Annotated in this window: 20 protein-coding genes and 1 pseudogene; 6 read left to right on the forward strand and 15 right to left on the reverse strand. The window is 63.8% G+C overall.

From position 1 onward, the window contains the following. A pseudogene (locus VIE67_RS04110) lies at positions 1 to 227 on the forward strand (acetyl-CoA carboxylase carboxyl transferase subunit alpha); the annotation flags it as partial. 299 nt (positions 228 to 526) lie between these two features. On the opposite strand, the gene accD reads toward VIE67_RS04110, so the two are convergent. From accD to prmB, 10 genes are all read right to left on the reverse strand, one after another. Then, a complete protein-coding gene (gene accD / locus VIE67_RS04115; protein WP_332023542.1) occupies positions 527 to 1,393 on the reverse strand; it encodes an acetyl-CoA carboxylase, carboxyltransferase subunit beta in 867 nt (288 codons plus the stop codon). A 109-nt stretch (positions 1,394 to 1,502) separates the two neighbouring features. Continuing rightward, a complete protein-coding gene (gene trpA / locus VIE67_RS04120; protein ID WP_332023544.1) occupies positions 1,503 to 2,336 on the reverse strand; it encodes a tryptophan synthase subunit alpha in 834 nt (277 codons plus the stop codon). Beyond that, the gene (gene trpB / locus VIE67_RS04125; protein ID WP_332023640.1) at positions 2,333 to 3,523 is read right to left on the reverse strand and encodes a tryptophan synthase subunit beta; all 1,191 of its coding nucleotides are present in this window, start codon (positions 3,521 to 3,523) and stop codon (positions 2,333 to 2,335) included. Before trpB ends, trpA begins: the two co-directional genes overlap by 4 nt. Positions 3,524 to 3,560: 37 nt before the next feature. Beyond that, entirely contained in the window at positions 3,561 to 4,232 is a 672-nt protein-coding gene (locus tag VIE67_RS04130; protein ID WP_332023546.1) for a phosphoribosylanthranilate isomerase, read from the reverse strand. After that, positions 4,229 to 5,011 (reverse strand): tRNA pseudouridine(38-40) synthase TruA, encoded by a 783-nt coding sequence (gene truA / locus VIE67_RS04135; protein WP_332023548.1) that lies wholly within the window; start codon positions 5,009 to 5,011, stop codon positions 4,229 to 4,231. The genes VIE67_RS04130 and truA overlap by 4 nt, the downstream gene beginning before the upstream one ends. A gap of 145 nt (positions 5,012 to 5,156) precedes the next feature. Next, on the reverse strand, positions 5,157 to 7,529 hold the full coding sequence (locus tag VIE67_RS04140; RefSeq protein WP_332023550.1) for a motility hub landmark protein FimV: 2,373 nt from the start codon (positions 7,527 to 7,529) through the stop codon (positions 5,157 to 5,159). A gap of 193 nt (positions 7,530 to 7,722) precedes the next feature. Next, on the reverse strand, positions 7,723 to 8,751 hold the full coding sequence (locus tag VIE67_RS04145; RefSeq protein WP_332023552.1) for an aspartate-semialdehyde dehydrogenase: 1,029 nt from the start codon (positions 8,749 to 8,751) through the stop codon (positions 7,723 to 7,725). Between the two features lie 44 nt (positions 8,752 to 8,795). Further along, positions 8,796 to 9,812, reverse strand: coding sequence for a 2-hydroxyacid dehydrogenase (locus tag VIE67_RS04150; RefSeq protein ID WP_414707274.1), 1,017 nt, complete (start codon positions 9,810 to 9,812; stop codon positions 8,796 to 8,798). A gap of 1 nt (position 9,813) precedes the next feature. After that, positions 9,814 to 10,926 (reverse strand): chorismate synthase, encoded by a 1,113-nt coding sequence (gene aroC / locus VIE67_RS04155; protein ID WP_332023556.1) that lies wholly within the window; start codon positions 10,924 to 10,926, stop codon positions 9,814 to 9,816. 183 nt (positions 10,927 to 11,109) lie between these two features. After that, entirely contained in the window at positions 11,110 to 12,027 is a 918-nt protein-coding gene (gene prmB / locus VIE67_RS04160; protein WP_332023558.1) for a 50S ribosomal protein L3 N(5)-glutamine methyltransferase, read from the reverse strand. A 40-nt stretch (positions 12,028 to 12,067) separates the two neighbouring features. Between prmB and VIE67_RS04165 the strand changes: the two genes are divergently transcribed. Continuing rightward, the gene (locus VIE67_RS04165; protein WP_332023560.1) at positions 12,068 to 12,712 is read left to right on the forward strand and encodes an SCO family protein; all 645 of its coding nucleotides are present in this window, start codon (positions 12,068 to 12,070) and stop codon (positions 12,710 to 12,712) included. Positions 12,713 to 12,715: 3 nt separating this feature from the next. Then, on the forward strand, positions 12,716 to 13,573 hold the full coding sequence (gene asd, locus VIE67_RS04170) for an archaetidylserine decarboxylase (RefSeq protein WP_332023562.1): 858 nt from the start codon (positions 12,716 to 12,718) through the stop codon (positions 13,571 to 13,573). A gap of 289 nt (positions 13,574 to 13,862) precedes the next feature. Here asd and VIE67_RS04175 read toward each other — a convergent pair whose 3' ends face one another. From VIE67_RS04175 to VIE67_RS04195, 5 genes are all read right to left on the reverse strand, one after another. Continuing rightward, positions 13,863 to 14,726: a hypothetical protein gene (locus VIE67_RS04175; protein ID WP_332023564.1), complete on the reverse strand. Its 864-nt coding sequence runs from the start codon at positions 14,724 to 14,726 to the stop codon at positions 13,863 to 13,865. Positions 14,727 to 14,758: 32 nt separating this feature from the next. Beyond that, complete coding sequence (locus tag VIE67_RS04180) at positions 14,759 to 16,087, reverse strand: PQQ-dependent sugar dehydrogenase (protein ID WP_332023566.1); 1,329 nt, start codon at positions 16,085 to 16,087, stop codon at positions 14,759 to 14,761. After that, positions 16,080 to 16,523, reverse strand: a complete 444-nt coding sequence (locus VIE67_RS04185) for a DUF2231 domain-containing protein (RefSeq protein WP_332023568.1) — start codon at positions 16,521 to 16,523, stop codon at positions 16,080 to 16,082. The genes VIE67_RS04180 and VIE67_RS04185 overlap by 8 nt, the downstream gene beginning before the upstream one ends. Positions 16,524 to 16,742: 219 nt before the next feature. Next, the gene (locus VIE67_RS04190; RefSeq protein WP_332023570.1) at positions 16,743 to 18,260 is read right to left on the reverse strand and encodes a transglycosylase SLT domain-containing protein; all 1,518 of its coding nucleotides are present in this window, start codon (positions 18,258 to 18,260) and stop codon (positions 16,743 to 16,745) included. A 116-nt stretch (positions 18,261 to 18,376) separates the two neighbouring features. After that, on the reverse strand, positions 18,377 to 18,892 hold the full coding sequence (locus VIE67_RS04195) for a TlpA family protein disulfide reductase (protein ID WP_332023572.1): 516 nt from the start codon (positions 18,890 to 18,892) through the stop codon (positions 18,377 to 18,379). A gap of 141 nt (positions 18,893 to 19,033) precedes the next feature. Between VIE67_RS04195 and VIE67_RS04200 the strand changes: the two genes are divergently transcribed. The 3 genes from VIE67_RS04200 to VIE67_RS04210 all read left to right on the forward strand — a co-directional run bounded on the left by VIE67_RS04200 (position 19,034) and on the right by VIE67_RS04210 (position 23,188). After that, positions 19,034 to 20,548 carry a helicase HerA-like domain-containing protein gene (locus VIE67_RS04200; protein ID WP_414707276.1) on the forward strand — a complete coding sequence of 505 codons (1,515 nt, stop codon included), beginning with the start codon at positions 19,034 to 19,036 and terminating at the stop codon, positions 20,546 to 20,548. Further along, complete coding sequence (locus VIE67_RS04205; RefSeq protein WP_332023574.1) at positions 20,545 to 21,834, forward strand: hypothetical protein; 1,290 nt, start codon at positions 20,545 to 20,547, stop codon at positions 21,832 to 21,834. The genes VIE67_RS04200 and VIE67_RS04205 overlap by 4 nt, the downstream gene beginning before the upstream one ends. Positions 21,835 to 21,904: 70 nt before the next feature. Further along, positions 21,905 to 23,188: a tetratricopeptide repeat protein gene (locus tag VIE67_RS04210; RefSeq protein ID WP_332023575.1), complete on the forward strand. Its 1,284-nt coding sequence runs from the start codon at positions 21,905 to 21,907 to the stop codon at positions 23,186 to 23,188. The last annotated feature ends 70 nt before the right edge of the window (positions 23,189 to 23,258 follow it).

The following is a 23,258-nucleotide window of genomic DNA, read 5'->3' on the forward strand; positions in this document are numbered from 1 at the left end:
CGGATGCACTGGCGATCACCGCGCCGCGCCTGCTCGAACTCGGCCTGATCGACAAGATGCTGCGCGAACCGCTCGGCGGCGCGCACCGCGACCCGCACAATATGGCGGTGCGCCTCAAAGCCGTGCTGCTCAACCAGCTCGTTATACTCGATCGCCTCGACGGCGCTGCATTGGTCGAACAGCGTTATCAGCGCCTGCGCAAATACGGCGCACTGCGCGCCGCGTAAAGTGGACTTCGCCAGTCTTCCTCTTCACGATGCATTGCTGGACTCGATAGAGCTAGCGTGGAGCCGCAAAGCATGCACACTTCATGTGCATGCTTTCGTCAGAAAAGACGAAGACGCGACACCGTATCTTCTTAACTTTCAAGAAATGAGCGAATTCAATGCGACCTTTCGAGACTCTTGGGGGCCATCTGCATCGCTTAACTCAGTCACACGATCCGGCAATTCATTCAAAATTGAAATGCAGTCTGGCGATGTAATCGAAATTGTCGCCGAGGCGTTTGAATTCGTGCCGCTGTAACTTACGCCGCGCGCGCCGCGCGCATCAGCAAACCCAGCAACGAGGCGAGCCGGTCGCGCATGTCACGGCGATCGACGATCAAGTCCAGCGCGCCATGCTCGACCAGGAATTCCGAGCGCTGGAATCCTTCCGGCAAGGTTTCGCGCACGGTCTGTTCGATCACGCGCGGACCGGCGAAGCCGATCAGCGCCTTGGGTTCGCCGATGTTGATATCGCCGAGCATGCCCAGGCTCGCCGAGACACCGCCCGTGGTCGGATCGGTGAGTACGGAAATATACGGCACGCCCGCGCCGCGCAGGCGCGCGAGCGCGGCCGAGGTCTTCGCCATCTGCATCAGAGAGAACAGGCCTTCCTGCATGCGCGCCCCGCCGGTCGCCGAAAAGCAGACGAAGGGAATGCGATGTTCGAGTGCATGCTCGGCGGCGAGGGTGAATTTCTCGCCGACCACCGAGCCCATCGAACCGCCCATGAAGGTGAACTCGAACGCGACCGCGATCAGTGGGCGCGCCTTCAACAGGCCGCGCATCGCGATCAGCGCATCTTTCTCGCCGGTGGCCTTCTGCGCCAAAGCTATGCGTGCCTTGTAGGTCTTCGAATCCTTGAACTTGAGCGCATCGACCGGTTCGAGAGTGGCGAACAATTCCTCGCCGCTGTTCTCATCCAGCAGCGCACGCAAGCGCTTGCGCGCCGCGATCGGATGATGATGGCCGCACTTCGGGCACACTTCGAGGTTGCGCTCGAGTTCCGGCCCATAGAGCACCGCGCCGCAGCCCTCGCACTTGCCCCACAACCCTTCCGGTACCTTGCCCTTGCTCGCGTTGCCTTCGGTGCGAATGCGCGACGGCATCAATTTTTGTAACCAGCTCATTTCGTCGTCGTCTCCGTTGCTGTCGGATGTTTTTGTCGCGGATTTATCCGTACCGGACGCACCGGTTTCAGCCGGCGGCGCCGACTTCACGGGATCGTCCCGGTCGGGCTCACGCTGCATGCAGCGCCTGCCGCGCATCCAGCGCCTTGCGGATCGGAGCGAGAAATTCGCGCGCCGATTTGCTGACCGTCTCGACTGAGACCCTGTCCGGCGTCGAAGAGTTCACCAAATGCTCGACCAGGGCGCTGCCGATCACCACCGCGTCGGCGAATTCGGCAATGGCAGCGGCAGATACCGCATCGCGCACGCCGAAGCCGACCGCGACCGGCACCTGCGTCTGCGCCTTGATTGCGGCCACGCGTTCGCGCACGGGATCCAGACTCAATCGGTTCGCGCCGGTCACGCCCGCAAAAGAAACATAGTATAGAAATCCACTCGCCTGCGCGCACAACGCAGCCAGACGCGCATCCACCGTGGTCGGAGCAGCAAGGAAAATCCTGTGCAGACCGGCAGCGGCGATCGCCGCAACCGTCGCGGATTCTTCGAGCGGGCAATCGACCAGCAGCACGCCGTCCACGCCGGCCGCGACCGCTTCGCGGGCGAAGCGCTCGTAGCCGTGGATTTCCACCGGGTTGAGATAGCCCATCAGCACGATCGGTGTACTTTTATCTTTTTGCCGGAATTCACCGACCCAACCGAGTATTTGCGCCAGGCCGACGCCGCGCGCCAGCGCGCGCTCGCTCGAATGCTGGATCACCGGCCCATCGGCCATCGGATCGGAAAACGGCACACCAAGCTCGATCAGGTCGGCACCGGCTTCGACCAAGGCGTGCAGCAGCGGCACGACCGCGTCGGGCAGTGGATCGCCAGCGGTGACGAACGGGATCAGGCCGGTGCGGCCCGTGGATTTCAGTTCGGCGAAACGCTGGTCGATGCGGTTCAAAGCGTGATCCCTTCGCGTGCCGCAATCGTGTGCACGTCCTTGTCGCCACGCCCGGACAGGTTGACCAGGATCAGTTTGTCCTTCGCCATTTCGCGTGCGAGCTTGATGCCTTGCGCGACCGCATGGCTGGACTCGAGTGCGGCGAGGATGCCTTCGGTGCGCGCCAGTTCGTGAAACGCGACTAGCGCCTCGGCGTCGGTAATGCCGGCGTAGCTCGCGCGACCGGTGTCCTTGAGCCAGGCGTGTTCGGGACCGACGCCCGGATAGTCGAGGCCGGCCGAGATCGAATGCGTCTCGGTGATCTGGCCGTTGCCGTCGCAGATCACATAGGTACGGTTGCCGTGCAGCACGCCGGGTCGGCCCGCCACGAGCGAAGCGGCATGACGCCCGGTTTCGATGCCGTCGCCGGCCGCCTCGGCACCGACCATGGCGACGTCGCGGTCATTGAGAAACGCGTGGAACAGGCCGATCGCATTCGATCCGCCGCCGACGCAGGCGACCAGCGTATCGGGCAGTCGTCCATATTCTTCGAGCATCTGCGCGCGCGCTTCGCGGCCGACGATCGCGTTGAAATCGCGCACCATCATCGGATACGGATGCGGCCCGGCCACCGTGCCGATGATGTAAAAGGTTTCCGCGACATTGGTGACCCAGTCGCGCATCGCTTCGTTGAGCGCGTCCTTCAAGGTCTTCGAACCCGAAGTAACCGCTACCACCTGGGCGCCGAGCAGCTTCATGCGGTAGACGTTGATCGCCTGGCGCTGGATATCGACCGCGCCCATGTAGACGACGCACTCGAGACCCAGCCGCGCGGCGACCGTGGCGCTGGCGACGCCGTGCTGACCGGCGCCGGTCTCCGCAATGATGCGGCGCTTGCCCATGCGTTTGGCGACCAGGGCTTGCCCCACGGTGTTGTTGATCTTGTGCGCGCCGGTGTGGTTGAGATCCTCGCGCTTGAACAGGATTTGTGCGCCGCCGACTTTCTTCGACAGGCGCTCGGCGTGATAGATCGGGCTCGGCCGGCCGACGTAATGCTTGAGGTCGCGATCGAGCTCGGCGATGAACTCCGGATCGCTGCGCAGACGCAGATAAGCCTCGGTCAATTCCGCAATCGGCTGCATCAGGGTCTCGGCGACGTAGATGCCGCCGTAGTCGCCGAAGCGGCCGTGCGCGTCGGGGTACTGCATATAGTCCAGCGTCGCCGCCGGCGATACTTCCCTGGTTTTATTTGCCAGCACTGTGATTCTCCGCAATTTCCTGCATGGCGGCGACGAAGCGCCGCATCTTGTGCAAATCCTTGATTCCGGGTGCGCTCTCGATACCGCTGGCGACGTCGACCGCATACGGTCGCACCACACGGATCGCCGCGACGACGTTGTGCGCGGTCAGCCCACCCGCCAGCAACACGGGCCGATCGAAAGACACGGACGCCATCGACCAATCGAAGGTCTTGCCGCTGCCGCCTTGTTCGCCGCTTGCGTGGCCATCGAGCAAAAATCCTCTGGCCTGTGGATGCATGCGCATCAGCTCGGCCGGGTGGGCGCCGTCGGCCATGGCGACGGCTTTGATATAAGGCACACCATAGCGTACACAATCCTGCGCGGTTTCGCTGCCGTGGAATTGCAGCAGATCGGGCTGCACCTCGGCGACCGCCTGCGCGATGAAGCCCGGCTCGTCGTCCATGAACAAGGTCACCAAGGTCACGAACGGCGGCAACGCGGCGCGCATCTCGCGCGCACGCGCGATGCCGGCAAAGCGCTTGCTCTTGTCGGTCAGCACGACGCCGACCGCGTCGACGCCGAGCGCGGCTGCCGCAGCCGCATCCGCGACACGAGTCATCCCACAGAACTTGATGCGCACGCGCTGGTTTGCCGCACTCGCAGTCGGCTCGCTCATCGCAAGGTCACCTCGCCGGGCAATCCATACTGCGCAGGATACAGCGGATACAGAAACGCCAGCCCCTGCGCCGGCGCGGTCGGCCCGGCGACGCTGCGATCGCGCCCTGCGAGCAGGTCCGCGATCCAGGCGGGCGCCTGCTCGCCGCGCCCGACTGGCAGCAGGCTGCCGATGATATTGCGCACCATATGATGCAGGAACGCATTCGCCTGAATCTCGATCATGATGCGTTCGCCGACACGCACGATCGCGATCTCCTGCACTTCGCGCCGTGCGGTCTTCGCCTGGCAGGAGAGCGTACGAAAGGAGGTGAAATCGTGCTCGCCGATCAGCGCTTGCGCGGCCTTGCGCATCGCATCGATATTCAGCGGCATGCGTTCCCAGGTCGCGAAGCGCGCGTCCAGCGCCGCGCGCACCGGCCGGTTGACGATCGTGTATCGATAGCGCCGCGCCTGGGCACGAAAGCGCGCGTGGAAGTCCTCGCTCACCGGAGTCGCCCAGCGCACGGCCACACTCGCGGGCAGACGCGAGTTGGCGCCGAGCGTCCAGCTGCGCGTGCTGCGCTCGGCCGCCGTATCGAAATGGATGACCTGACATTGTGCGTGCACGCCTGCATCGGTGCGTCCCGCGCACACGACCTCAATTGGCCGTTCCGGCGACGCATCCGCGACGAAGGACAGCGCCGCTTCGACCGCAGCCTGCACCGACTTGCCCTGCTTGAGGCGCTGCCAGCCGAGGAAATCGGTGCCGTCGTATTCGATGCCGAGCGCGATGCGCAAAATGCTGACCTGATCAGGTTGGCGAAGTTGTCATTGTAACGCGCGCCTGCGCACAGCCCGACTGGCTCGCCGACGGATCAGCGCGTACCCATAAACGAACAGGCCGGGACTTGCCCGGCCTGCAGTCAATCAGCGCGAGTAACGCCTAGCGCAATTCGGCAAGCAGCTTGCGTGCTTCCTCGCGCTGCGCTTCGCTGCCCTCGGCCAGCACCTCGTCAAGCATCGAGCGCGCGCCGTCGGGATCGCCCATGTCGACATAAGCGCGCGCAAGATCGAGGCGCGTGCCGATCGTGTCCTCGTCCATCATCAAATCGCTGAGCGCGGTCTCGTGTTGTCCCGTCGCGGCGCCTGCTTCTGCCGGTTCATAGGTAAATCCGGGGTGCTCATGCTCGACGGATTCGTGAGCGGGCGCGACTTGTTGATCGAAGCGGGGCGCGTCGAGCGGATGCTCGTCACGATCCATATCCACGTGCACCTGCCGCCCCGCGTCATGCGTCGGAGCCTCGATCCGATCGCTCAAATTTCTGGGCTCGATCACCTGAGTATCAAACTGGTCGCGGCCAACGGCTGCGGTGCCGGGCAAGGTGCCGAACCCGGCCGCATGCGCGTCAGCGCCCGACTCGGCAAACAACGCGTGATGCGGGGAAAGCGCTTCGCCCATCGCCAACACTTCCGCCCACTCCGGCGCGTCCACACCCAGACGCGAATGCAGCGACTCGGCCAGCGCCTCGAAATGGGTTGCATCGCTCTGCTCGTAATAGTGGCGCAGCAGGTCAAGCGAAGCCGGCACGTCCTCCGGATGTTCCGCCACACGATCCGCCAACATCTGCGCGGACGGAGCCTGCGCCGCATCGGCGGGCGCGGCGGTATCGAGCGCGCGCGCGGCGGCCGCATATTGCGGGCGGACCATGGGTTTTGGTTTGCGCGCAAAGCGCGACCAGGCCCAGCCGCCGATCAGCAGCAGGATGGCGCCAATGCCATAAAACAGATACGGATTGTCGCCGAGGAAGCCAGTCGCCGGCTGGGCCGGTGGCAGCGGCACAGGCGCCTTCGCCTCCGGGCTGGGTAGTGGCGTGGTTTGCGCTGGTGTCGGGGTGGGCGGCGCTTCGGTCACAGGCGCCGTGGTGGCGGGAGCAGGAGAAGGCGGCGCAGGAGTGGCGGCAGTCTCGGGCGGCGTTGCCGCGGGGGCCGCCGGGGTGGTCGCCGGTGGTGTACTGGCCTCGGTCTTTGCTGCGCTCGCGGCTGCATCGGCCGCGGGCTGGACCGCCGGCACTGCATCGGCCGGCTTGACCGGCGCTGCGGTCGCGGGTTCCGGCGCTTTCCCCGCCTGCAAGGCCTTGAGCTTGTTCTGCAGATCGGCGATTTCCGAATCCTTCAGGGAGATCAGGCGCTGACCCTTGTCATTGATGTCCTCGAGCTGCTTGACCCGGGATTTGAGCTCCGTGCCTTCCTGTTGGCTGTTGACCAACGTTTCCTTGGTCCGCGCCAACTCCGCGCGCCCATCAGCGCCATCCTTGCCGCTACCGCCGTGATCGCTGCCCGATTCGTTGGATTTGCCCGACTGCGGCGGCACCAGCGCAAGATGTTCGGTTCCCGCGGCCGCAGCGGGTTTGACAGGTGCCTTGTTTTCGGTCACCGCCGGCGCACCGGCGTTGGTCGCCAACGCAGGCTGACTCGCCTCGCGCCAGGACTGTGTCTGCTCGCGCACCGCGGCGGCCGCATCCCTGAGCGAGCCTGCGTTGCGGATTTCGTCGGCGCTCGGAATGCGCAGCACCGCGCCGGCCTTGAGGGCGTTGATATTGCTGCGGTAGAACGCATTCGGGTTGGCCTTGAGCAAGGCCAGCATCACTTGATTGAGATCTGCGCTGTCGGCAACATCGAGATCGCGCGCGATTGCGGACAGCGTCTCGCCGCGGCCGACCGGGCCGTATTGTCCAGCGGCAGCCGCTGGCGCCGCCGCCGGCCTGCTTGCTGGCGCGGGCGCGGGTGCCGGGGCCTGAGCCGGTTTCGCGGCGACCGGTTCGCTCGGCGCAAGCGCTGGCCTAGCCTCGACCGGTTTGGGCTTGACCACCGGACGCGCCTCCACCGGCGCCTGTGCGACGACCGGTTTGCTGGTCGCGACCACCGCCGGTGCCGTCACCGGCGGGTCGAGCAGCACGGTGTACTCGCGCAGCAGCTTGCCCTTGGCCCAATTGACTTCAATGAGGAAATCCAGAAACGGCTCGCGCACCACTTCCTTTGTGGTGAGTTTGATCACCGTCTGCCCGTGGCCATTGCTGTGGACCGCAAAGTCGATCGGAATGCCGACGCGCGTGCGATTCAGGCCCACGCGCTCGAAATCCTCGGCGGATGCCAGATCGACGCGCAAATCGTTGGCTTCGGCCGGCGAATCCGTGGTCACCGCAATCTCGGCGACCAGCGGTTGATTGAGCCCGGATTTGACCTGTATCGGCCCCAGGCCCAGGGCCGCGACCTGACCGGTGGCCAGCGCAAGCGCAACAGCCAGTGAAGACTTCATCAGTCGCTTCATAAACCTGCCCCAGAGATATTCAGACACCAAAACCGAGCCCAGAGCGCCGCGGCGGGCGCAGGGCAATCCGCGCAATAACCAGCGCAACCTCGAAACTGCCTTATTATCGGCACGCAACTATGAAACGCCAATGCGTTTTTCGCAAGAGTTTCCCGCGAATTCCGGCAAAGCGTGGCCCCGCTCACAGATAGGACTGAAGCAGCAACTCGCCGATCTGCACCGCGTTCAGCGCCGCGCCCTTGCGGATATTGTCCGAGACGATCCACAGGTTCAAGCCGTGCGCGTGCGAAATGTCCTCGCGCAGGCGGCCGACGAAGACCGCATCCTTGCCGGCCGCATCGCTGACCGGGGTCGGATAACCACCCGCCTTGTGCTCGTCGATCACCACCACGCCCGGGGTCTTCTGCAGCAGCGCGCGCGCCGCGTCGGCGGTCACCTTGTCGCGCGTTTCGATATGCACCGCTTCGGAATGGCCGTAGAAAACCGGTACGCGCACCGCGGTCGGGTTCACTTGTATACTTTTGTCTTCGAGTATCTTCTGCGTCTCCCAGACCATCTTCATTTCTTCCTTGGTGTAGCCGTTGGCCAGGAACTCGTCGATATGCGGGATCACGTTGAACGCGATCTGCCTGCTGAACTTCGCCGCCGGATATTCCTGGAAATTGAGCAGGGCCGCAGTCTGCTTGGCAAGCTCTTCTGCGCCCGAGCGGCCCGCGCCGGAAACCGACTGATACGTGGCCACGTTGATGCGCGTGATGCCGAAGGCCCGATGGATCGGCGCCAGCGCGACCAGCATCTGCATCGTCGAGCAGTTCGGATTGGCGATGATCCCGCGCGGCTTGTACCGCGCGATCGCATGCGGATTGACCTCGCTGACGACCAGCGGAATATCCTCCTGATAGCGGAATTCGGAAGTGTTGTCGATTACTACTGCGCCCGCCGCCGCCGCACGCGGCGCATGCACCTTCGATACGCTGGCGCCCGCGGAAAAGAATGCGATATCGACGCCGGCGAAGTCGTAGTCGGCGAGGTTTTTCACGGTGACCGAGTGGTTGCCGAACTCAACCTGGCCGCCCGCACTGCGTTCGCTGGCCAGCGGCACCAGCTCGCCAACCGGAAATTTGCGTTCCTTGAGGATGCCGAGCAGGGTTTCGCCGACGGCACCCGTGGCGCCGACCATTGCAACCTTGTACTTGTCTTTCTTGCTCATTTTCCTCGTACTCACGGCTTTGGTAAAAGTATACAACGCCTCGCTCAGGCGGAAGTTTGCAGTGCCTCGGGGTTCAACACATTCGGCGGCCGCCCCGCGTGCGCACCGAAGCCGAGCGCCGCGATCAGATTGTCGACCGCCACGCCAGCCATCGCGCGCCGCGTATCCAGACTCGCGCTCGCAATATGCGGGGTCAGCACGACATTGTCGAGTGTCGGCAGGCGTGCATACAGCGCCGGCTCGTTTTCGAATACATCGAGGCCGGCGGCGGCGAGGCGACCCTCGCTCAGGGCCGCGGCCAGCGCGGCATCGTCGACGATGCCGCCGCGCGCAATATTGACCAGCGTCGCGGTCGGCTTCATCAACGCGAGTTCCGCCGTACCGATCGCGTGCCGATTCGCCGGCGTCAGCGGCAGCACTAGCACCAGATAGTCGGCATTGCGCAACAGCTCATCGCGGCTGGCGTAACGCGCGTTGCATTCGCGCTCGACCGTCGCTTCGAGCCGCGAGCGATTGTGATAGATCACCGGCATGCGGAATCCAATCGCGCGACGCGCGATCGCCTGACCGATGCGCCCCATGCCGAGAATGCCGAGCGTGCGGCCATGCACTTCGCCGCCGAGCAGAAGGTGAAACGACGAGCCCTGCCAGCGCCCCGCGCGCAGGTAACGCTCGCCCTCGCCGACCCGGCGTGCGGCCGCGAGCAACAGCGCCCAGGCGAAATCGGCGACCGCTTCGTTGAGTACGTCGGGCGTATTCGTCGCCACGATGCCGGCCGCGGTCAGCGCTGCGAGATCGAGATTGTCATAGCCGACCGCGGTATTGGCCAGCACCCGCAGACGCGGCGCCTGCGCAATCGCGCGCGCGTCGACCGGATCGGACACGCCGAGCACGGCACCGTGCATGTCGCGCAATTTTTCGCCAACCTGTGCGGCGGTCCACGCGTGGTCTTCGGTCTCGGCCTGCACGTCGAAATATTCGCGTAGCCGATCGGTCATGTCGTCAAACAGCGGACGCGAAACCCACACGCGCGGACGCGCCCTCGTCTGTTGCGCAGCCATGTTATTTCGCGTCGGTCGTAGCTGCCGCCGGAATACGCGGCAGGATCTCGCCGACATCGCCGCACTGCGCGCGATGGCGCAAGGCGTGATCCATCAGCACCAAAGCGACCATGGCTTCGCCGATCGGCGTTGCGCGGATGCCCACGCAGGGATCATGCCGGCCCTTGGTGCGCACCTCGACCGCTGCGCCGGCGAGATCGACGCTGCAGCCGGGAATAAGAATGCTCGATGTGGGCTTCAGCGCCATCGAGGCGAGCACCGCCTGGCCCGAGGAGATGCCGCCGAGGATGCCGCCGGAATGATTCGACAGGAATCCCTGCGGCGTGATCTCGTCGCGGTGTTCGCTGCCGCGCTGCGCGACCGCCGCGAATCCGTCGCCGATTTCCACGCCCTTGACCGCATTGATCGACATCAGTGCCGCAGCGAGATCGGCATCGAGCTTGCAGTAGATCGGCTCACCCCAACCCGGCGGCACGTTGTCGGCGACGACATTGACCCGCGCGCCGGCCGAATCGCCCGCCTTGCGCAGGGCATCGATGTACTTTTCCAGCTCCGGCACCATCGCCGCATCGGGCCAGAAAAACGGATTTTCCTCCACCGCGTCCCAGGCGAATGCGCGCGGCGTCAATTCGCCGACTTGGGCGAGATAGCCGCGCACGACGATGTGGAAATGTATAGAAAGCCACTTTTTTGCAATCACGCCGGCGGCGACGCGCATCGTCGTCTCGCGCGCGGACGAGCGCCCGCCACCGCGCGGATCGCGAATGCCGTATTTCTGCCAGTAGGTGTAATCGGCATGGTTCGGACGAAAGGTCTGCTCGATCTCGGCGTAGTCCTTCGAACGCGCATCGGTGTTGCGGATCAGCAGCGCGATCGGCGTGCCGGTGGTTTTGCCGGTGTACACGCCGGAGAGGATTTCCACCTCGTCCGCCTCGTGCCGCTGCGAGGTGTAGCGCGACTTTCCGGTCGCGCGGCGATCGAGGTCGCTGCGGAATTCCTCAGGCTCTATTTCCAGCCCCGGCGGACAGCCGTCAATCACGCAGCCGATCGCCGGCCCGTGGCTCTCGCCAAAGGTTGTGACGGTGAATAATTTTCCGAAGGAATTGCTCGACACGCGTTGCTCTCGTAAAGATTTAAAGATTCAAGACCAGAGATTGAACCACGGAGAACACGGAGAAAGAAAGATCAAAATCTGTTTCCACAAAAAGCAATCAAGCCATCCACATCAAAAACGCTTTTTACTCCGTGTTCTCCGTGTTCTCCGTGTTCTCCGTGGTTCAGTCTTTTGACTGGGCTGTCAGCGCGTTTTCAGCGCAGTACGAATCGACTTCGCATGCTTGACTAGATCGCTGCGCGCAATCGCAAATACGCCCATCTGACCGACTTCGAACTCGATCCAGTTCAGCGGCAGCCTCGGCAACAGTTTCGTCAGCGCACGCTCGCTTTCGCCGACTTCGACGATCAACCAGCCGTCCGCACTCAGGTGCTTCGGCGCCTCATCGAGAATGCGCAGCGCAAAATCGAGCCCGTCGTCGCCCGCCTTCAAGCCTAGCGCCGGTTCGTGCGCATACTCTGGCGGCAACGCGGCAAATTCCTGTTCGGTCACGTACGGCGGATTGCTTACGATCAGATCGTAGACCTCACCTTTCAATGTCGAGAACAGGTCCGACTTGCATGCACGCACACGCTCCTCGACATCCTGGAAAACGATATTTTCTCTGGCTAACGACAGCGCTGCATCGCTGATATCCGCCAGATCGACCTGCCAGTCGGGATTGTGCGCGGCCATCGCGATGCCGATGCAACCCGAGCCGGTGCACAGATCCAGCGCGCGCCGCACGGGCACGCCGTCGAGCCAGGGCGAAAATCCGTTGAGGATCATCTCGGCGATCGGCGAACGCGGCACCAGCGCGCGCGTATCGGACTTGAATTTCAAACCCGCGAACCAGGCCTCGCCGGTCAGGTACGCGACCGGCTTGCGCTCACGCACGCGGCGCTCGATCAGGGCGAGTACGGATTTTTTTTCCGCAGCGGTGAGTCGAGCCTGGGCGTAATTCGGCGACAGATCGTGCGGCAGATGCAGCGTATGCAGCACCAGATGCGTCGCCTCGTCCAGCGCGTTGTCGTAACTGTGACCGAACGTCAACGCCGCGCTGCCGAAGCGGCTCGCACCGTAGCGGATGAAGTCGATGATCGTGGCAAGTTCGGCAGTCATCTACAAATTATAGGCCAAACAACCCCGCTATAATGACCGCATGAGCACCAGTCCCAAGGCCACGCGCCCCAATCCGACCTATCTGATCCTGATCGCCGCGCTCGCTGCCGCCGTCGGTCTTTGGCTCGGCAATCGCTACTACGCCGCAGAGTCGGCGCCGAAACTTGCCAGCGCCCTGCTCTATCCGCAGCCGCGCGCGCTGCCCGATTTTCATCTCGATCAGGCCAATGGCCAGCCGCTGACTCTGGCCGACTGGCGCGGGCATTGGAACATTGTATACTTCGGCTACACCGCCTGCCCCGATGTGTGTCCAACCACGCTGCAGACGCTCAAATCGGCCTGGAACGAACTCGGTAAACGCGGGCTGCACGACAAGATCCGCATCGATTTCGTCTCCGTCGATCCCGAACGCGACACGCCCGACGTGCTCGGCAAGTACGTGAGCTTCTTCAGCGCCGACTTCGTCGCCGCAAGCGGCAGCGATGAGGAACTGACGAAGATCACGCGCGCGCTCGGCCTCGTCTACACGCGCACGAAAAACGCTGACGGCAATATCGAAGTCGACCACTCCGGCTCGGCGGTGATCGTCGATCCGCAGGGACAGTTGATTGGCATCTTCCGTCCGCCGCTGGCAGCTGCGGACGTGGTGGGCGACATGACGACACTGGCCGGCGGCGGCCGCTGACGCATGCGCTGGTCCCTGTGGCTGCAATACGCCCTGCCGCATCGCGCGTTGTCGCGCATCGTCTACTGGGCGACGCGCTGGACCTGGCGGCCGTGGAAGGACTTCCTGATTTCCACAATTATAAAAAACTACAATGTGGACATGAGCCAGGCGCTGCAGCCGGATGCGCGCGCCTATGTCAGCTTCAACGCGTTTTTCACGCGCGCGCTCAAGCCGGGTGCGCGCAACGCGCCGGCCGATCCGCGCGCCGTCGCATGCCCGGCCGACGGCACCATCAGTCAACTCGGTGCAATCGTCGCGGATCAATCCGGCGCCGGACGCATCTTCCAGGCCAAGGGTTTCGATTTTTCCGTCGCCGAATTGCTCGGCGACGAGGCAGCGGCAGCTGCGTATACCAATGGAAGTTTCATCACGATATATCTGTCGCCGCGCGACTATCACCGCGTGCATATGCCACTCGCCGGAACGCTGCGCGAAACCGTGCACATTCCAGGACGTCTGTTCAGCGTAGCGCCGTTCACGGTCGAGGCCGTGCCGCGCCTGTTCGCGCGCAACGAGCGTCTGGTCTGTCACTTCGATGGCATCGGTATGGATGGGAACAGGCTCCCTTTCTGCGTCGTGATGGTCGGCGCGATGCTGGTGTCGAGTGTCGAGACCGTATGGAGCGGCCTGGAAATTCCGCCCTACGCCAGCGCGATCACACGCAAGAATTGGCGCGACAAGAGCATCCGTCTCGAACGCTTCGCCGAAATGGGTCGCTTCAATATGGGCTCGACGGTCATTGTGCTGCTGCCTCAGGCTTGCGTACTGAGCGGCGATCTGGCAGCCGGAAACGCGGTGCAGGTCGGACAGCCCCTGTAGGCCGTTTCCCGTGTTAGTAGGGCGGGAGAAGCGCAGCGTATCCCGCCAGCCGCGAAGATTCGACACGATTGCCGCATGCCCCGCTATATCCGCGCGTTCGTCCCCGCGGAACCTTCTTTTTCACCGTGGCGCTGCTTGAACGCCAGCACCGGTCGTTGACAGAGCATATCGAGTTGCTGCGGGACGTATTTTCTGCGACGCAGACACGACGTCCGTTTGCGCTCGATGCCGCCGTCATTCAATATAGCCTAAAAAATGTACCTGAGCCCTTTTCCCGCAACAGAGATTCTTACTGCTTGTCGTAGGCAGAGCGGCTGCCGAACTCCTTGCCCGCCCCGCTGGGTGCGCTCATGCTGACCGTAGCCCGGCTTTTGCCGCCGGCCGCGACAATGATACGACCGGAGCTCAAGGTCTTTCCGTCCTTCTTGATGGTGAACTCCAACGTGAGATCGTCGATCTTGGTGTAGGCGCGTGTGTCGGACACTGAGTCGCCTTGGCCGACGACGGGATAGTCCTTGCCGTCGAACTTGCCCTTCCACTCGTTGTGCATCGGCTTGCCGTTGGCGGATAGCCCATCCATCGTGACTTTTATCTCGTCGCCAGCGGGGGCATAGACGAGGGTGACGTACTTCGGCGCCGCTGGAGTGAACGTCGAGTTCGCTTCATTCAGCTTCCAGGTGCCCATGATCGCTTCATCGGCGACGCATGCCGGTACTCCAATGAGGCCCAGTAATATGGCGAGTACAGCGGCTCGTGCGTTCATACGTCCTCCGGATGAGAAACGACAATCCGCCGCGGCGCGGCGAACCTGATGCTCGCGGGGATCGTTCTCCACCGGAACTTCGCCTGTCAATCGCAGTGGCCATGCAGGAGGAAAAAAGAGGACGGAGTGAGACGCCCCGGTTTCTCCGTAGGCCGGCCAGACAACCATGGTCCGATGAATGCACCATCCTGCATCGCCACCCTCAAAGTACTTGGAAAAAGGGGGCGGAGCAACTGTCATTAGAAACGCGTACACACACCCACCTGCAACACCCTCCCGGCCGATGCTCGAATAGTCCTTCGGCTTGATGCCATTGGCCTTGGCCAGTTCGACGACGCTGCGGCAGCCGAATTTGTGCGCGATGCCGGCCAGATGCTCGCCGCGGCGCATAGGTCGGTGCGGCCTTGGCGCGCGCGCAAGTGTCACGGTGTTCCGGGCGACGCTGCCGTCACCCGCCAGACGGCATCGCCGACGTCATCAGCGATCAACAGCGCGCCGTCCTTGTCCTGCGCCAACCCGACCGGTGCGCCGTACAGCTCCGACTCGTCGTCCGAGTAGAAGCCGGTGACGATCGGCTCGGGAACGCCGACCGGCTTGCCTTGCACGAACGCGACGTGGACGACGCTGTAGCCGCTCAGTGGCGAGCGGTCCCAGCTGCCATGCTCGCCGACGAAGGCGCCATTGTGATACTTCTCCGGCAGCGCGTTGGTGTCCGAAAACAGCAGCCCGAGCGCGGCGACGTGCGACCCCAGCGCGTAGTCGGGCTTGATCGCCTTGGCCACCAGGTCCGGTCGCTGCGGCATGACGCGGCTGTCCACGTGCTGGCCGTAGTAGCTGTACGGCCAGCCGTAGAAACCGCCCTCCTGGACCGAGGTCAGGTAGTCGGGCACCAGGTCCGCGCCTATCTCGTCGCGTTCATTGACGATCGCCCAGAGCTTGCCCGTATGCGGCTCGATCTGCAGCCCGGTCGGATTGCGCAGGCCCGAGGCATAGATCCTGCTGCTGGCGCTGGCCACGTCTACCTCGAGTACGTTCGCGCGCCGGTATTCCTGGTCGATGCCGTTCTCGGTGATGTTGCTGTTGGAGCCGACCCCGACATACAGCTTGCTGCCATCCGGACTGGCCACCAGCGCCTTGGTCCAGTGGTGGTTGATCGTGGCCGGCAAGTCGGTGAATTCCACCCCGGGCGCGGTGATCTGCGTTGCGCCCGTGACGTAAGGGAACTTCACGATTGCGTCGGTGTTGGCCACGTACAGGGTGTCGCCAATCAGCTGTACCCCGAACGGCGAATGCAGGTTCTCGATGAAGACGTGCTTCTCCCATTCAGCGCCGGCATTGCCGTTGCTGCGCAGCAGGGTGATCCGGTTGCCGCCTTTTGCACCCTTGCCCGAGAGGTTCTTGACCTTGTTCGCGATCAACTGTTTCGGCGTGGTCACCGGCTCGGAGCCGGGGCCGTTGGATTCCACTACCAGGATGTCGCCATTGGGGAGGGTGTAAAGCTGGCGCGGGTGCATCAGGCTGCTGGCGATCTTTTCGATCCTGAGCCCGGGCGCCACTTTGGGCGCCTGGCCCTGCTTCCAGCCAGCATACCTGGGGACCTGCATCGGCGGGACCAGGAAGTTGCGGGCAGCGGGCAATGGCGGAGCATCACCCGACTGCTGCGCGGGCTCATACGACGGCTTCCCGCTGCATGCCCCCAGCAGCACTCCGAAGGCCAGCACCAGCACGCTGCGAAGGGCGATCTTATTCATGGACGGACTCCTTCGCTGCGGAATGGTGCACGGCCATCACGATGTGGCCGATGGACAGGAGGAGAACCGTGCAAACCGAGAGCCAGACGCCGGCAGGAACCACCGCGTAGGCATCGCGACTGTGCACGAACGCATTGAAGATCGCCGCGACGATGGCGAGCAGGTTGAGCCAGAAGTCCAGCTTGTCGGCGCGCCGGGCGACCTGCCGGGACGTAATCCAGACCTGTGCGAGGTTGACGAAGCGCGGGATCACTGCAATCAGCAGGCCGAACACGATCAGCCAGGCTGCGCCCTTGTTCCACAGCACGCCTGCGGTCCGCACATAGATGATGTCGAAAATCAGCGCAGCGACAAAGAAGCCGAACGGAATCGGATTGAGCAGACCATAGGCGGCGTTGGCCAGGATGGAACGATGCGGTGCGACGTGGGAGTTCACGGGCAACTACCTCTGCGGGAAGGACAATATCGACGGCCAGGAACGATCTGCATGGGAGCAAATGGGTGGGGGATAGTCAAGTGTTCTTGCTCAGCCACCCGCGCCCTCGTACTGCAAGAAGGGCGCGAGGAGACACAGGAAATCGGCGTTGCCGACGGGCGTCAAGAACAGGATCAAACCCGGGTCGATCAGAGCGATATTTCTCGTCGCCACGATTCGCTACTGCGTACACACCCCCACCTGCAGCACACGCCCCGGCCGAATGCTCGAATAATCCCTCGGCTTGATGCCATTGGCCTTGGCCAGCTCGGCGACGCTGCGGCAGCCGAATTTGTGCGCGATGCCGGCCAGATGCTCGCCGCGGCGCACGACATAGGTCGGCGCGGCCTTGGCGCGCGCGCGCGGCGGTGGCGGCGCGGCGCGCGCGACCTGCGGCGGCGGCGACGGCGTGGCGAGCACGGCCTGATGCAAATCGTTGGCGACCGACGCCCAGACTCCATTCAGGCAGTTGCGCTCGTACAGACCGACCAGTTGCTGCGGCACGTGCAGCGGCGTCGAGGCGGGCTGCACCTGGCGCGGATCGAGCGCGGGATTGAGATTGCGCAGCGTGCGGAACCAGCCGTCGTGCATATTGCCTTCCTGGCCCAGGCACACGGCGAGTTCGGCGAGCGAGGCGTTCTTCTGCAGAACCAGCGTTCCGGGCCGGCCGTCGATTTTCGGAAACTGCAGATTGTATTTTTCCGGATGCATGAACAGCCATGCCGCGGCGAGCACGACCGGCACGTAGTCGCGCGTTTCCGCGGGCAGCTCGTAGAAAATCCGCGGATCCCAGAAACTCGGATTGTCCGCACCGCGCGTCAGGCGCTGCACGCGTCCCTCGCCGCCGTTGTACGCGGCGATGACGAGTTCGAGATTGTTGTTGAACACCGCCAGTTGTTCGTTGAGATAGGCGGCGTTCGCGCGCGCCGACAACGCCGGATCGTAGCGCTGGTCGAAGCCGCCGCTCACCGTCAGGCCGAAGCGCTGGCCGGTCGCGGGCATGAACTGCAACAGGCCGGCGGCGCCCGAGCGCGACAGCGCGTGCACACGCCCGCCGGATTCCTTGGCCATGATGCCGAACAGAATCGCTTCGGGCAGGCCCGCCTTCTGGTATTCGGGCCACATCAGATGGCGCAGGTACTCATAATTTTCGTAGGTGTCCATGAGATTCGGACGCAACGAGGTCAGCCACTCCTCCAGCGCGACCTTCACCGGCCCGTTGAGCGTCATCACCTCGGACAATTCATGTCCCTTGAGCAGGGTCACCGAGCGACCAACTTCGGGCAGCGCAGCGGAAACCGGCGAGGTCTCGCCAGCGTTGGTCGTCGCTTCCGGCGTCAGCGCGGTTTCCTCGGATGCGGGCGGATTGGCGCCGCCGGACATGCGCGCAAAGGCGGCGTCGAAACGCGCCGTGTCGCAGTCGCGGATCTTCGGGCACTGCGCGGCGGCATCCTGCGCATCGTTCCACGCCGCCGTGTAGGCCGCCGTGTTTCCGGTCTCGTCGTTCTTGAACGTGGCCGGGTCGCGCGCCGCGAAGAAGCGTTTCTCGTCGACGTCGAGTCGAGTATACAATGCAGCAGTCGCGCTGCTCGGGGTCTGTGACGCGGGCTTTGCCGCGCCGCCCTTTTGCGGCTGGCCCGCACAACCGGCGATCGCCACGGCCATGATCGAAGCAATGCAACAACGAAAATTAAACATTCAGGTGCAACCATGAGTTGAAATCGCGGACACCTTACACAGCGCGCGCGCGCATCACAACTGCGCGTCGCCATGCACCCGCGATTCGTTCGGAAACCGACACACGACCGCTGCGCTCAGGCGGTTTTCAGCAGCTCGTTTATCTCGGCGAGAAAACCATCGATTTCCTTGTCGCCGTAGCCGACGTGAATTCGCGCGATATGGCCATCCCTGCCGATAACGACCATATGCGGAATTCCCTTGACACCATAGGCCATCGCGCTGCGGTTGTTTCTGTCGTTTACCAGCTTGACGTGCATGTCGCCGAGCTTGAGCGCGATTTTTCTGAAGACATCGCGTTCTTCGATGTTCACTGCAACGACTTGCAGGCCGAGATGTTTTTCATCGGCGATTTTCTGCAGTCCCTCGAGCATGGGCAACTCCTTGCGGCAGGGAGCACACCACGACGCCCAGAACGAAACGACGACCACCTTTCCCGCATAGTCGGCCACATGCACCGGTTCGCCATTCCTGCCGTGGCCGATCTCGACGGCTGGTGCGATATCGCCCGGCTGCGGGGCGCCGGCCACGCAACTGCCGGACAGCACCAGCAGGAGCGTAAAAATGTACAAACGCGAAGAAATGCTGGTCATGGATTTCGCTCGCCCGCCGGTTTTGAACGTGCAGACAAATCCTAGCACGCGACGGCAGCGTCGCCGACGCAGACCATGCCGCGCTGTTTCCGTGTGGCGTGCCATGAGAAACTTGAGGCCCGCGCAAACGAAGGACCGCTGGTGAATGAAATCCTGCTTGGCAAAAGTCAGCTGCAGACCACCGCTCCCGATATCTACCTGCACGCGAGGTACGGCAATCGCCACGGCATGATCGCGGGTGCGACCGGCACCGGCAAGACGGTTTCGTTGACCGTGATGGCCGAGGGCTTTTCGCGCCTCGGCGTGCCGGTGTTTCTCGCCGACGTGAAAGGCGATCTCGCCGGCATGTCGCAGGCGGCCGTGCTCGGCGACAAGCTCAAGCCGCGCCTGGACAAGCTCGGCATCACGAACTTCGCGCCGAGCGCCAATCCGGTCGTGTTCTGGGATATCTACGGCAAGCTCGGCCACCCGGTGCGCGCGACCGTGACGGAAATGGGCCCGACCCTGTTCGCGCGCTTGCTTGAACTCAACGATGTGCAGTCGGGCGTGCTCGAAATCCTGTTCAAGCTCGCCGACGATCACGGCTGGCTGCTGCTCGACTTGAAAGACCTGCGCGCACTGTTGACCTGGGCCAGCGACAAGGACAACGCGAAGACGATTTCCGCCCAATATGGACTCGTCAGCCCGACTTCGATCGCGGCGATCCAGCGTTCGTTGCTCACGCTCGACAGCGCCGGCGGCGATGCGTTCTTCGGCGAGCCGGCGCTGGACCTCGCCGACTTCATGCGCCAGGACATGTCGGGACGAGGCATCGTCAATATCCTCGCCGCCGATCAGTTGATCCTGCGGCCGATGCTGTACTCCACGTTCCTGCTCTGGCTGCTGTCCGAATTGTTCGAGAAGCTGCCCGAGGTCGGCGATCTGGATGTGCCCAAACTCGTATTCTTTTTCGACGAGGCGCATCTGCTGTTCGACGATTGTCCGCCGACGCTGCAGAAGCGCGTCGAGCAGGTCGTACGTCTGATTCGCTCGAAAGGCGTCGGAGTATACTTTTGCTCGCAGAATCCCGACGATGCGCCCGACGTGGTCCTCGGCCAGCTCGGCAACCGCGTGCAGCACGCGTTGCGCGCTTTCACGCCGCGCGACCAGAAGGCCGTGCGCAGCGCCGCGGAAACCTTCGCGCCAAATCCCCTGCTCGGCAATGTCGCCGACGTGATCACCCAACTCGGCGTCGGCGAAGCGCTCGTGTCGACGCTGCAGGACGGCGGCGTGCCGTTACCGGTCGAGCGCGCGCTGATCGTGCCGCCGACGTCGCGCATCGGCGCGATCACCGACGCCGAACGCGCGACGATCCGCTCGCGCTCGCCGGTCGGCGGCAAGTACGACACCGCAGTCGATCGCGAATCGGCGTATGAAATCCTGAGCCAGCGCACGAATGCGACCGCCGCATCGCCCGTCGCCGGCGACGGCACAGGCACTGCGCCGGCGGCGGCGCAAAGCCCGGGCTGGGGCAAAGCGGTCAGCGACGCGGTATTCGGTACCAACCGTCGCCAGGGCATGATCGAGGCGCTGGCAAAATCGGCCGTACGCAATGCCGGCGGTCGGCTGGGTAGCGCGCTGATGCGCGGTGTGCTGGGTTCGCTGCTGCGCAAGTGAACGCGTCACCGCCGACGCTCGACGCACGATCCACGCCGCCGTACTGGACACGCTGGCCGGAGATCTTCGCCTATCCGCTGCAGGGCGCGGTGGTCTCCGCGATCATCGCGTTTGCGGTCGCGCATGGCGTCGTCGATCTGCTGCCCTACCCGGTGAACCTCGGCATCGATCTGATCGTCTGGGGCGCGTTCTTCCGCTACGGTCTCGAAGTGCTGCGCTGGAGCGCGAATGGCCGCGACGCCGCGCCGGAAATCAGCTTCACCGTCGCCAGTTCGGCCGGACGTTTTGCGATGCTGCTGCTGGTACTGGTCGAGCTGCTGCTTATCCTCATCACGAGTCGCTATGGGTCGCGTGTAGCTCTCGCGAGCGGTGTCGCGATGATGCTGGCAACGCCGGCAGCGGTCATGATCCTAGCCTTGGACGAAGCGCTGGCGCACGCCCTGAATCCGTTCGCGTGGCTGGGGCTGGCGCTGCGGCTGCGCGGCGCCTATCTGATCCTCGTGGCGTTCTTCGCCGCCGCCATCACGGTGCAGAGCCTGGCGGCCGGCGTAATCACGCGCGTCGCACCGGGCCTGCTGGTTTTGCCGCTGGTCTTTTGCATCGTGAATTATCTGATGATCGCCAACTTCCATCTGATCGGCGTCGTGATCCACCAGTATCGCGACGAGCTCGGCTACGCCGGCCATTTGCAACTCGGGGATCCGCCGCCGCCACCCGATCCGATGCTCGCTGTGCTGGAGGCGGCACGCATTCGCGCCGCAACCGGCGATGTGCGCGGGGCGACTGCGTTGCTGCGCGACGAGGCCGAGTCGCGCCCGGACGGGGTCAGCTTACATTTCGAATATCGGCGTCGGTTGCGCCAGCAAGGTGGGAGCGCCGAACTCGCCGCCCACGCACGGCAGTTCATTCCGATCCTGTTGGCAAGGCAGCAGAATGCAGACGCTGTCGATATCGCGGGCGAATCCCTGCAAACCGAGGCGGCATTCACACTCGACGATGCCGACGACATCTCCCGCCTTGCTGCGGCGGCGGCAGAGGGCGGGCAACACCTGGTCGCGCTCGCACTGGTTGCGGGATTCCACGAGCGCTTTCCCCTGCACCCGGATCTGCTGCGCAATTGCCTGCTTGGCGCGAAAATTCTGAGCGAGCGCCTGAACCGGCAAGCGGACGCACGCGCCTTGTTGCGGCACGCCAAATACGAGCGCCCGTACGACCCGGCCATTGCCGAAGTCGACGACTATCTGGCATTCCTCGAGCGGCTTTCCCCAACGCGGCGCGGCCTTTAGGCCGGACTGGATGGTTCGCCGTTGCGCAAGTAATGCAGGATAATGTCGCATTCCGAGGGGAGTCTCGAAGATGACTCTGCAAGTCGCCGAACCGATCGTTCCGTTCTGGAACCGCTTGCGCGAGATTTCGCTGTATCCGCTGCGCGGCGAGGCCTTGATGACCATCGGCCTGCTCGCGCTCTGCCGCCTGTTCACCCTCGTGCCTGTGCTGGGCTGGCTGATCGGCATCGCGATCTGGGTCGGAGTATACAAATACGGTTTCGAGGTGCTGCGCGCATCCGCCAACGGCCGGCTCGATCCGCCACCGGGCAGCATCAATGTGGACGAGGGACTCGGCTGGAGCGCGATCTATCTGCAGGCGGGTTTCGTGCTGTTCAACATCGGCGGCTATCTGCTGTTCGGCGCGCTCGGCGGCAGCGTGATCGCGATCGTGCTGGCGCTCGGTTTTCCGGGTGCGATCATGTCGCTCGCGATGGACGAAAGCGTGTTGCACGCGCTCAACCCGGCCACCTGGCTGCAGGTCATGGCGCGTTTGAGTCGGCCGTATTTCGTCGCGGTCGCGCTGTGCTTGCTGATCAATGCCAGCATGGCCAACGCGCAGGCGTTGCTGTTGCCGTTCCTGCCGTTCTTCATCGCCGTGGTCGTGTTCTATTTTCTCGCCCACTACGCGCTGATTGCCACGTTTCATCTGATGGGTTATCTGATCTACCAATACCACGACGAACTCGGTTACAGCGTCGAGCAGCAGGAGCGGCCCCAGCCCATCGCCAGCGATCCCGATCAGGCCTTGCTCGATCAAAGCGCGGCGCTGGTGCGTGACGGCAAGCCCGGGGATGCCAGCGATCTGCTGCGCGAACATCTACGCACGAGCGGCGGCTCGGACGCCGTGCACACGCAATACCGCAAGCTGCTGCGCCTCGCGCAGAACAAGGACGAACTGCTGCGCCACGGTCGCGACTATCTGAGCGTGCTGCTCGCGCAGGACAAGGACAAGCGCGCGGTCGACATCGCGCAGGAATGCGTGGATCTCGATCCCGCATTCGCGCCGGCGCAAGCTGGGCAGATCACGCGCGTCGCGCACAAGGCCGCGCAACTCGGCCAGACGCGAACCGCGATCCGGCTGCTGTCCGGCTTCCACCGGCGATATCCGAAGAGTCCGGACATTCCGCAAAACTATCTGCTCGCCGCCAAACTGCTGCACGAGCGCATGGGCGAGGACGCGCAAGCGCACGCGCTGCTGGCGCAGCTGCAGACCCTGTATCCGCAGCACCCGTTGTCGCCCGAGATCGAGGCGCAACTCGCCGCGATCGACCGGATGACGACGCCAATGGCAGCGCCGGACGAGAAGAAGTAGCGCCATCGTTCATTTAAATTTGCCGGCTCACCTCTCCCGCTGGCGGGAGAGGTCGGCGCGCGTAGCGTGC

This window comes from Rudaea sp. (assembly GCF_036560865.1).
Lineage (GTDB): Bacteria > Pseudomonadota > Gammaproteobacteria > Xanthomonadales > Rhodanobacteraceae > Rudaea.

Coding starts and splice junctions, on each gene's coding strand:
- VIE67_RS04210 (WP_332023575.1), top strand. CDS start 21,905: ATGACTCTGCAAGTCGCCGAACCGATCGTTCCGTTCTGGAACCGCTTG.
- accD (WP_332023542.1), bottom strand. CDS start 1,393: ATGAGCTGGTTACAAAAATTGATGCCGTCGCGCATTCGCACCGAAGGC.
- VIE67_RS04145 (WP_332023552.1), bottom strand. CDS start 8,751: ATGAGCAAGAAAGACAAGTACAAGGTTGCAATGGTCGGCGCCACGGGT.
- VIE67_RS04130 (WP_332023546.1), bottom strand. CDS start 4,232: ATGAGCGAGCCGACTGCGAGTGCGGCAAACCAGCGCGTGCGCATCAAG.
- VIE67_RS04175 (WP_332023564.1), bottom strand. CDS start 14,726: ATGCGCCGCGGCGAGCATCTGGCCGGCATCGCGCACAAATTCGGCTGC.
- VIE67_RS04150 (WP_414707274.1), bottom strand. CDS start 9,812: ATGGCTGCGCAACAGACGAGGGCGCGTCCGCGCGTGTGGGTTTCGCGT.
- VIE67_RS04165 (WP_332023560.1), top strand. CDS start 12,068: ATGAGCACCAGTCCCAAGGCCACGCGCCCCAATCCGACCTATCTGATC.
- VIE67_RS04195 (WP_332023572.1), bottom strand. CDS start 18,892: ATGACCAGCATTTCTTCGCGTTTGTACATTTTTACGCTCCTGCTGGTG.
- VIE67_RS04140 (WP_332023550.1), bottom strand. CDS start 7,529: ATGAAGTCTTCACTGGCTGTTGCGCTTGCGCTGGCCACCGGTCAGGTC.
- trpB (WP_332023640.1), bottom strand. CDS start 3,523: ATGCAGTACCCCGACGCGCACGGCCGCTTCGGCGACTACGGCGGCATC.
- asd (WP_332023562.1), top strand. CDS start 12,716: ATGCGCTGGTCCCTGTGGCTGCAATACGCCCTGCCGCATCGCGCGTTG.
- prmB (WP_332023558.1), bottom strand. CDS start 12,027: ATGACTGCCGAACTTGCCACGATCATCGACTTCATCCGCTACGGTGCG.
- VIE67_RS04180 (WP_332023566.1), bottom strand. CDS start 16,087: ATGAATAAGATCGCCCTTCGCAGCGTGCTGGTGCTGGCCTTCGGAGTG.
- VIE67_RS04190 (WP_332023570.1), bottom strand. CDS start 18,260: ATGTTTAATTTTCGTTGTTGCATTGCTTCGATCATGGCCGTGGCGATC.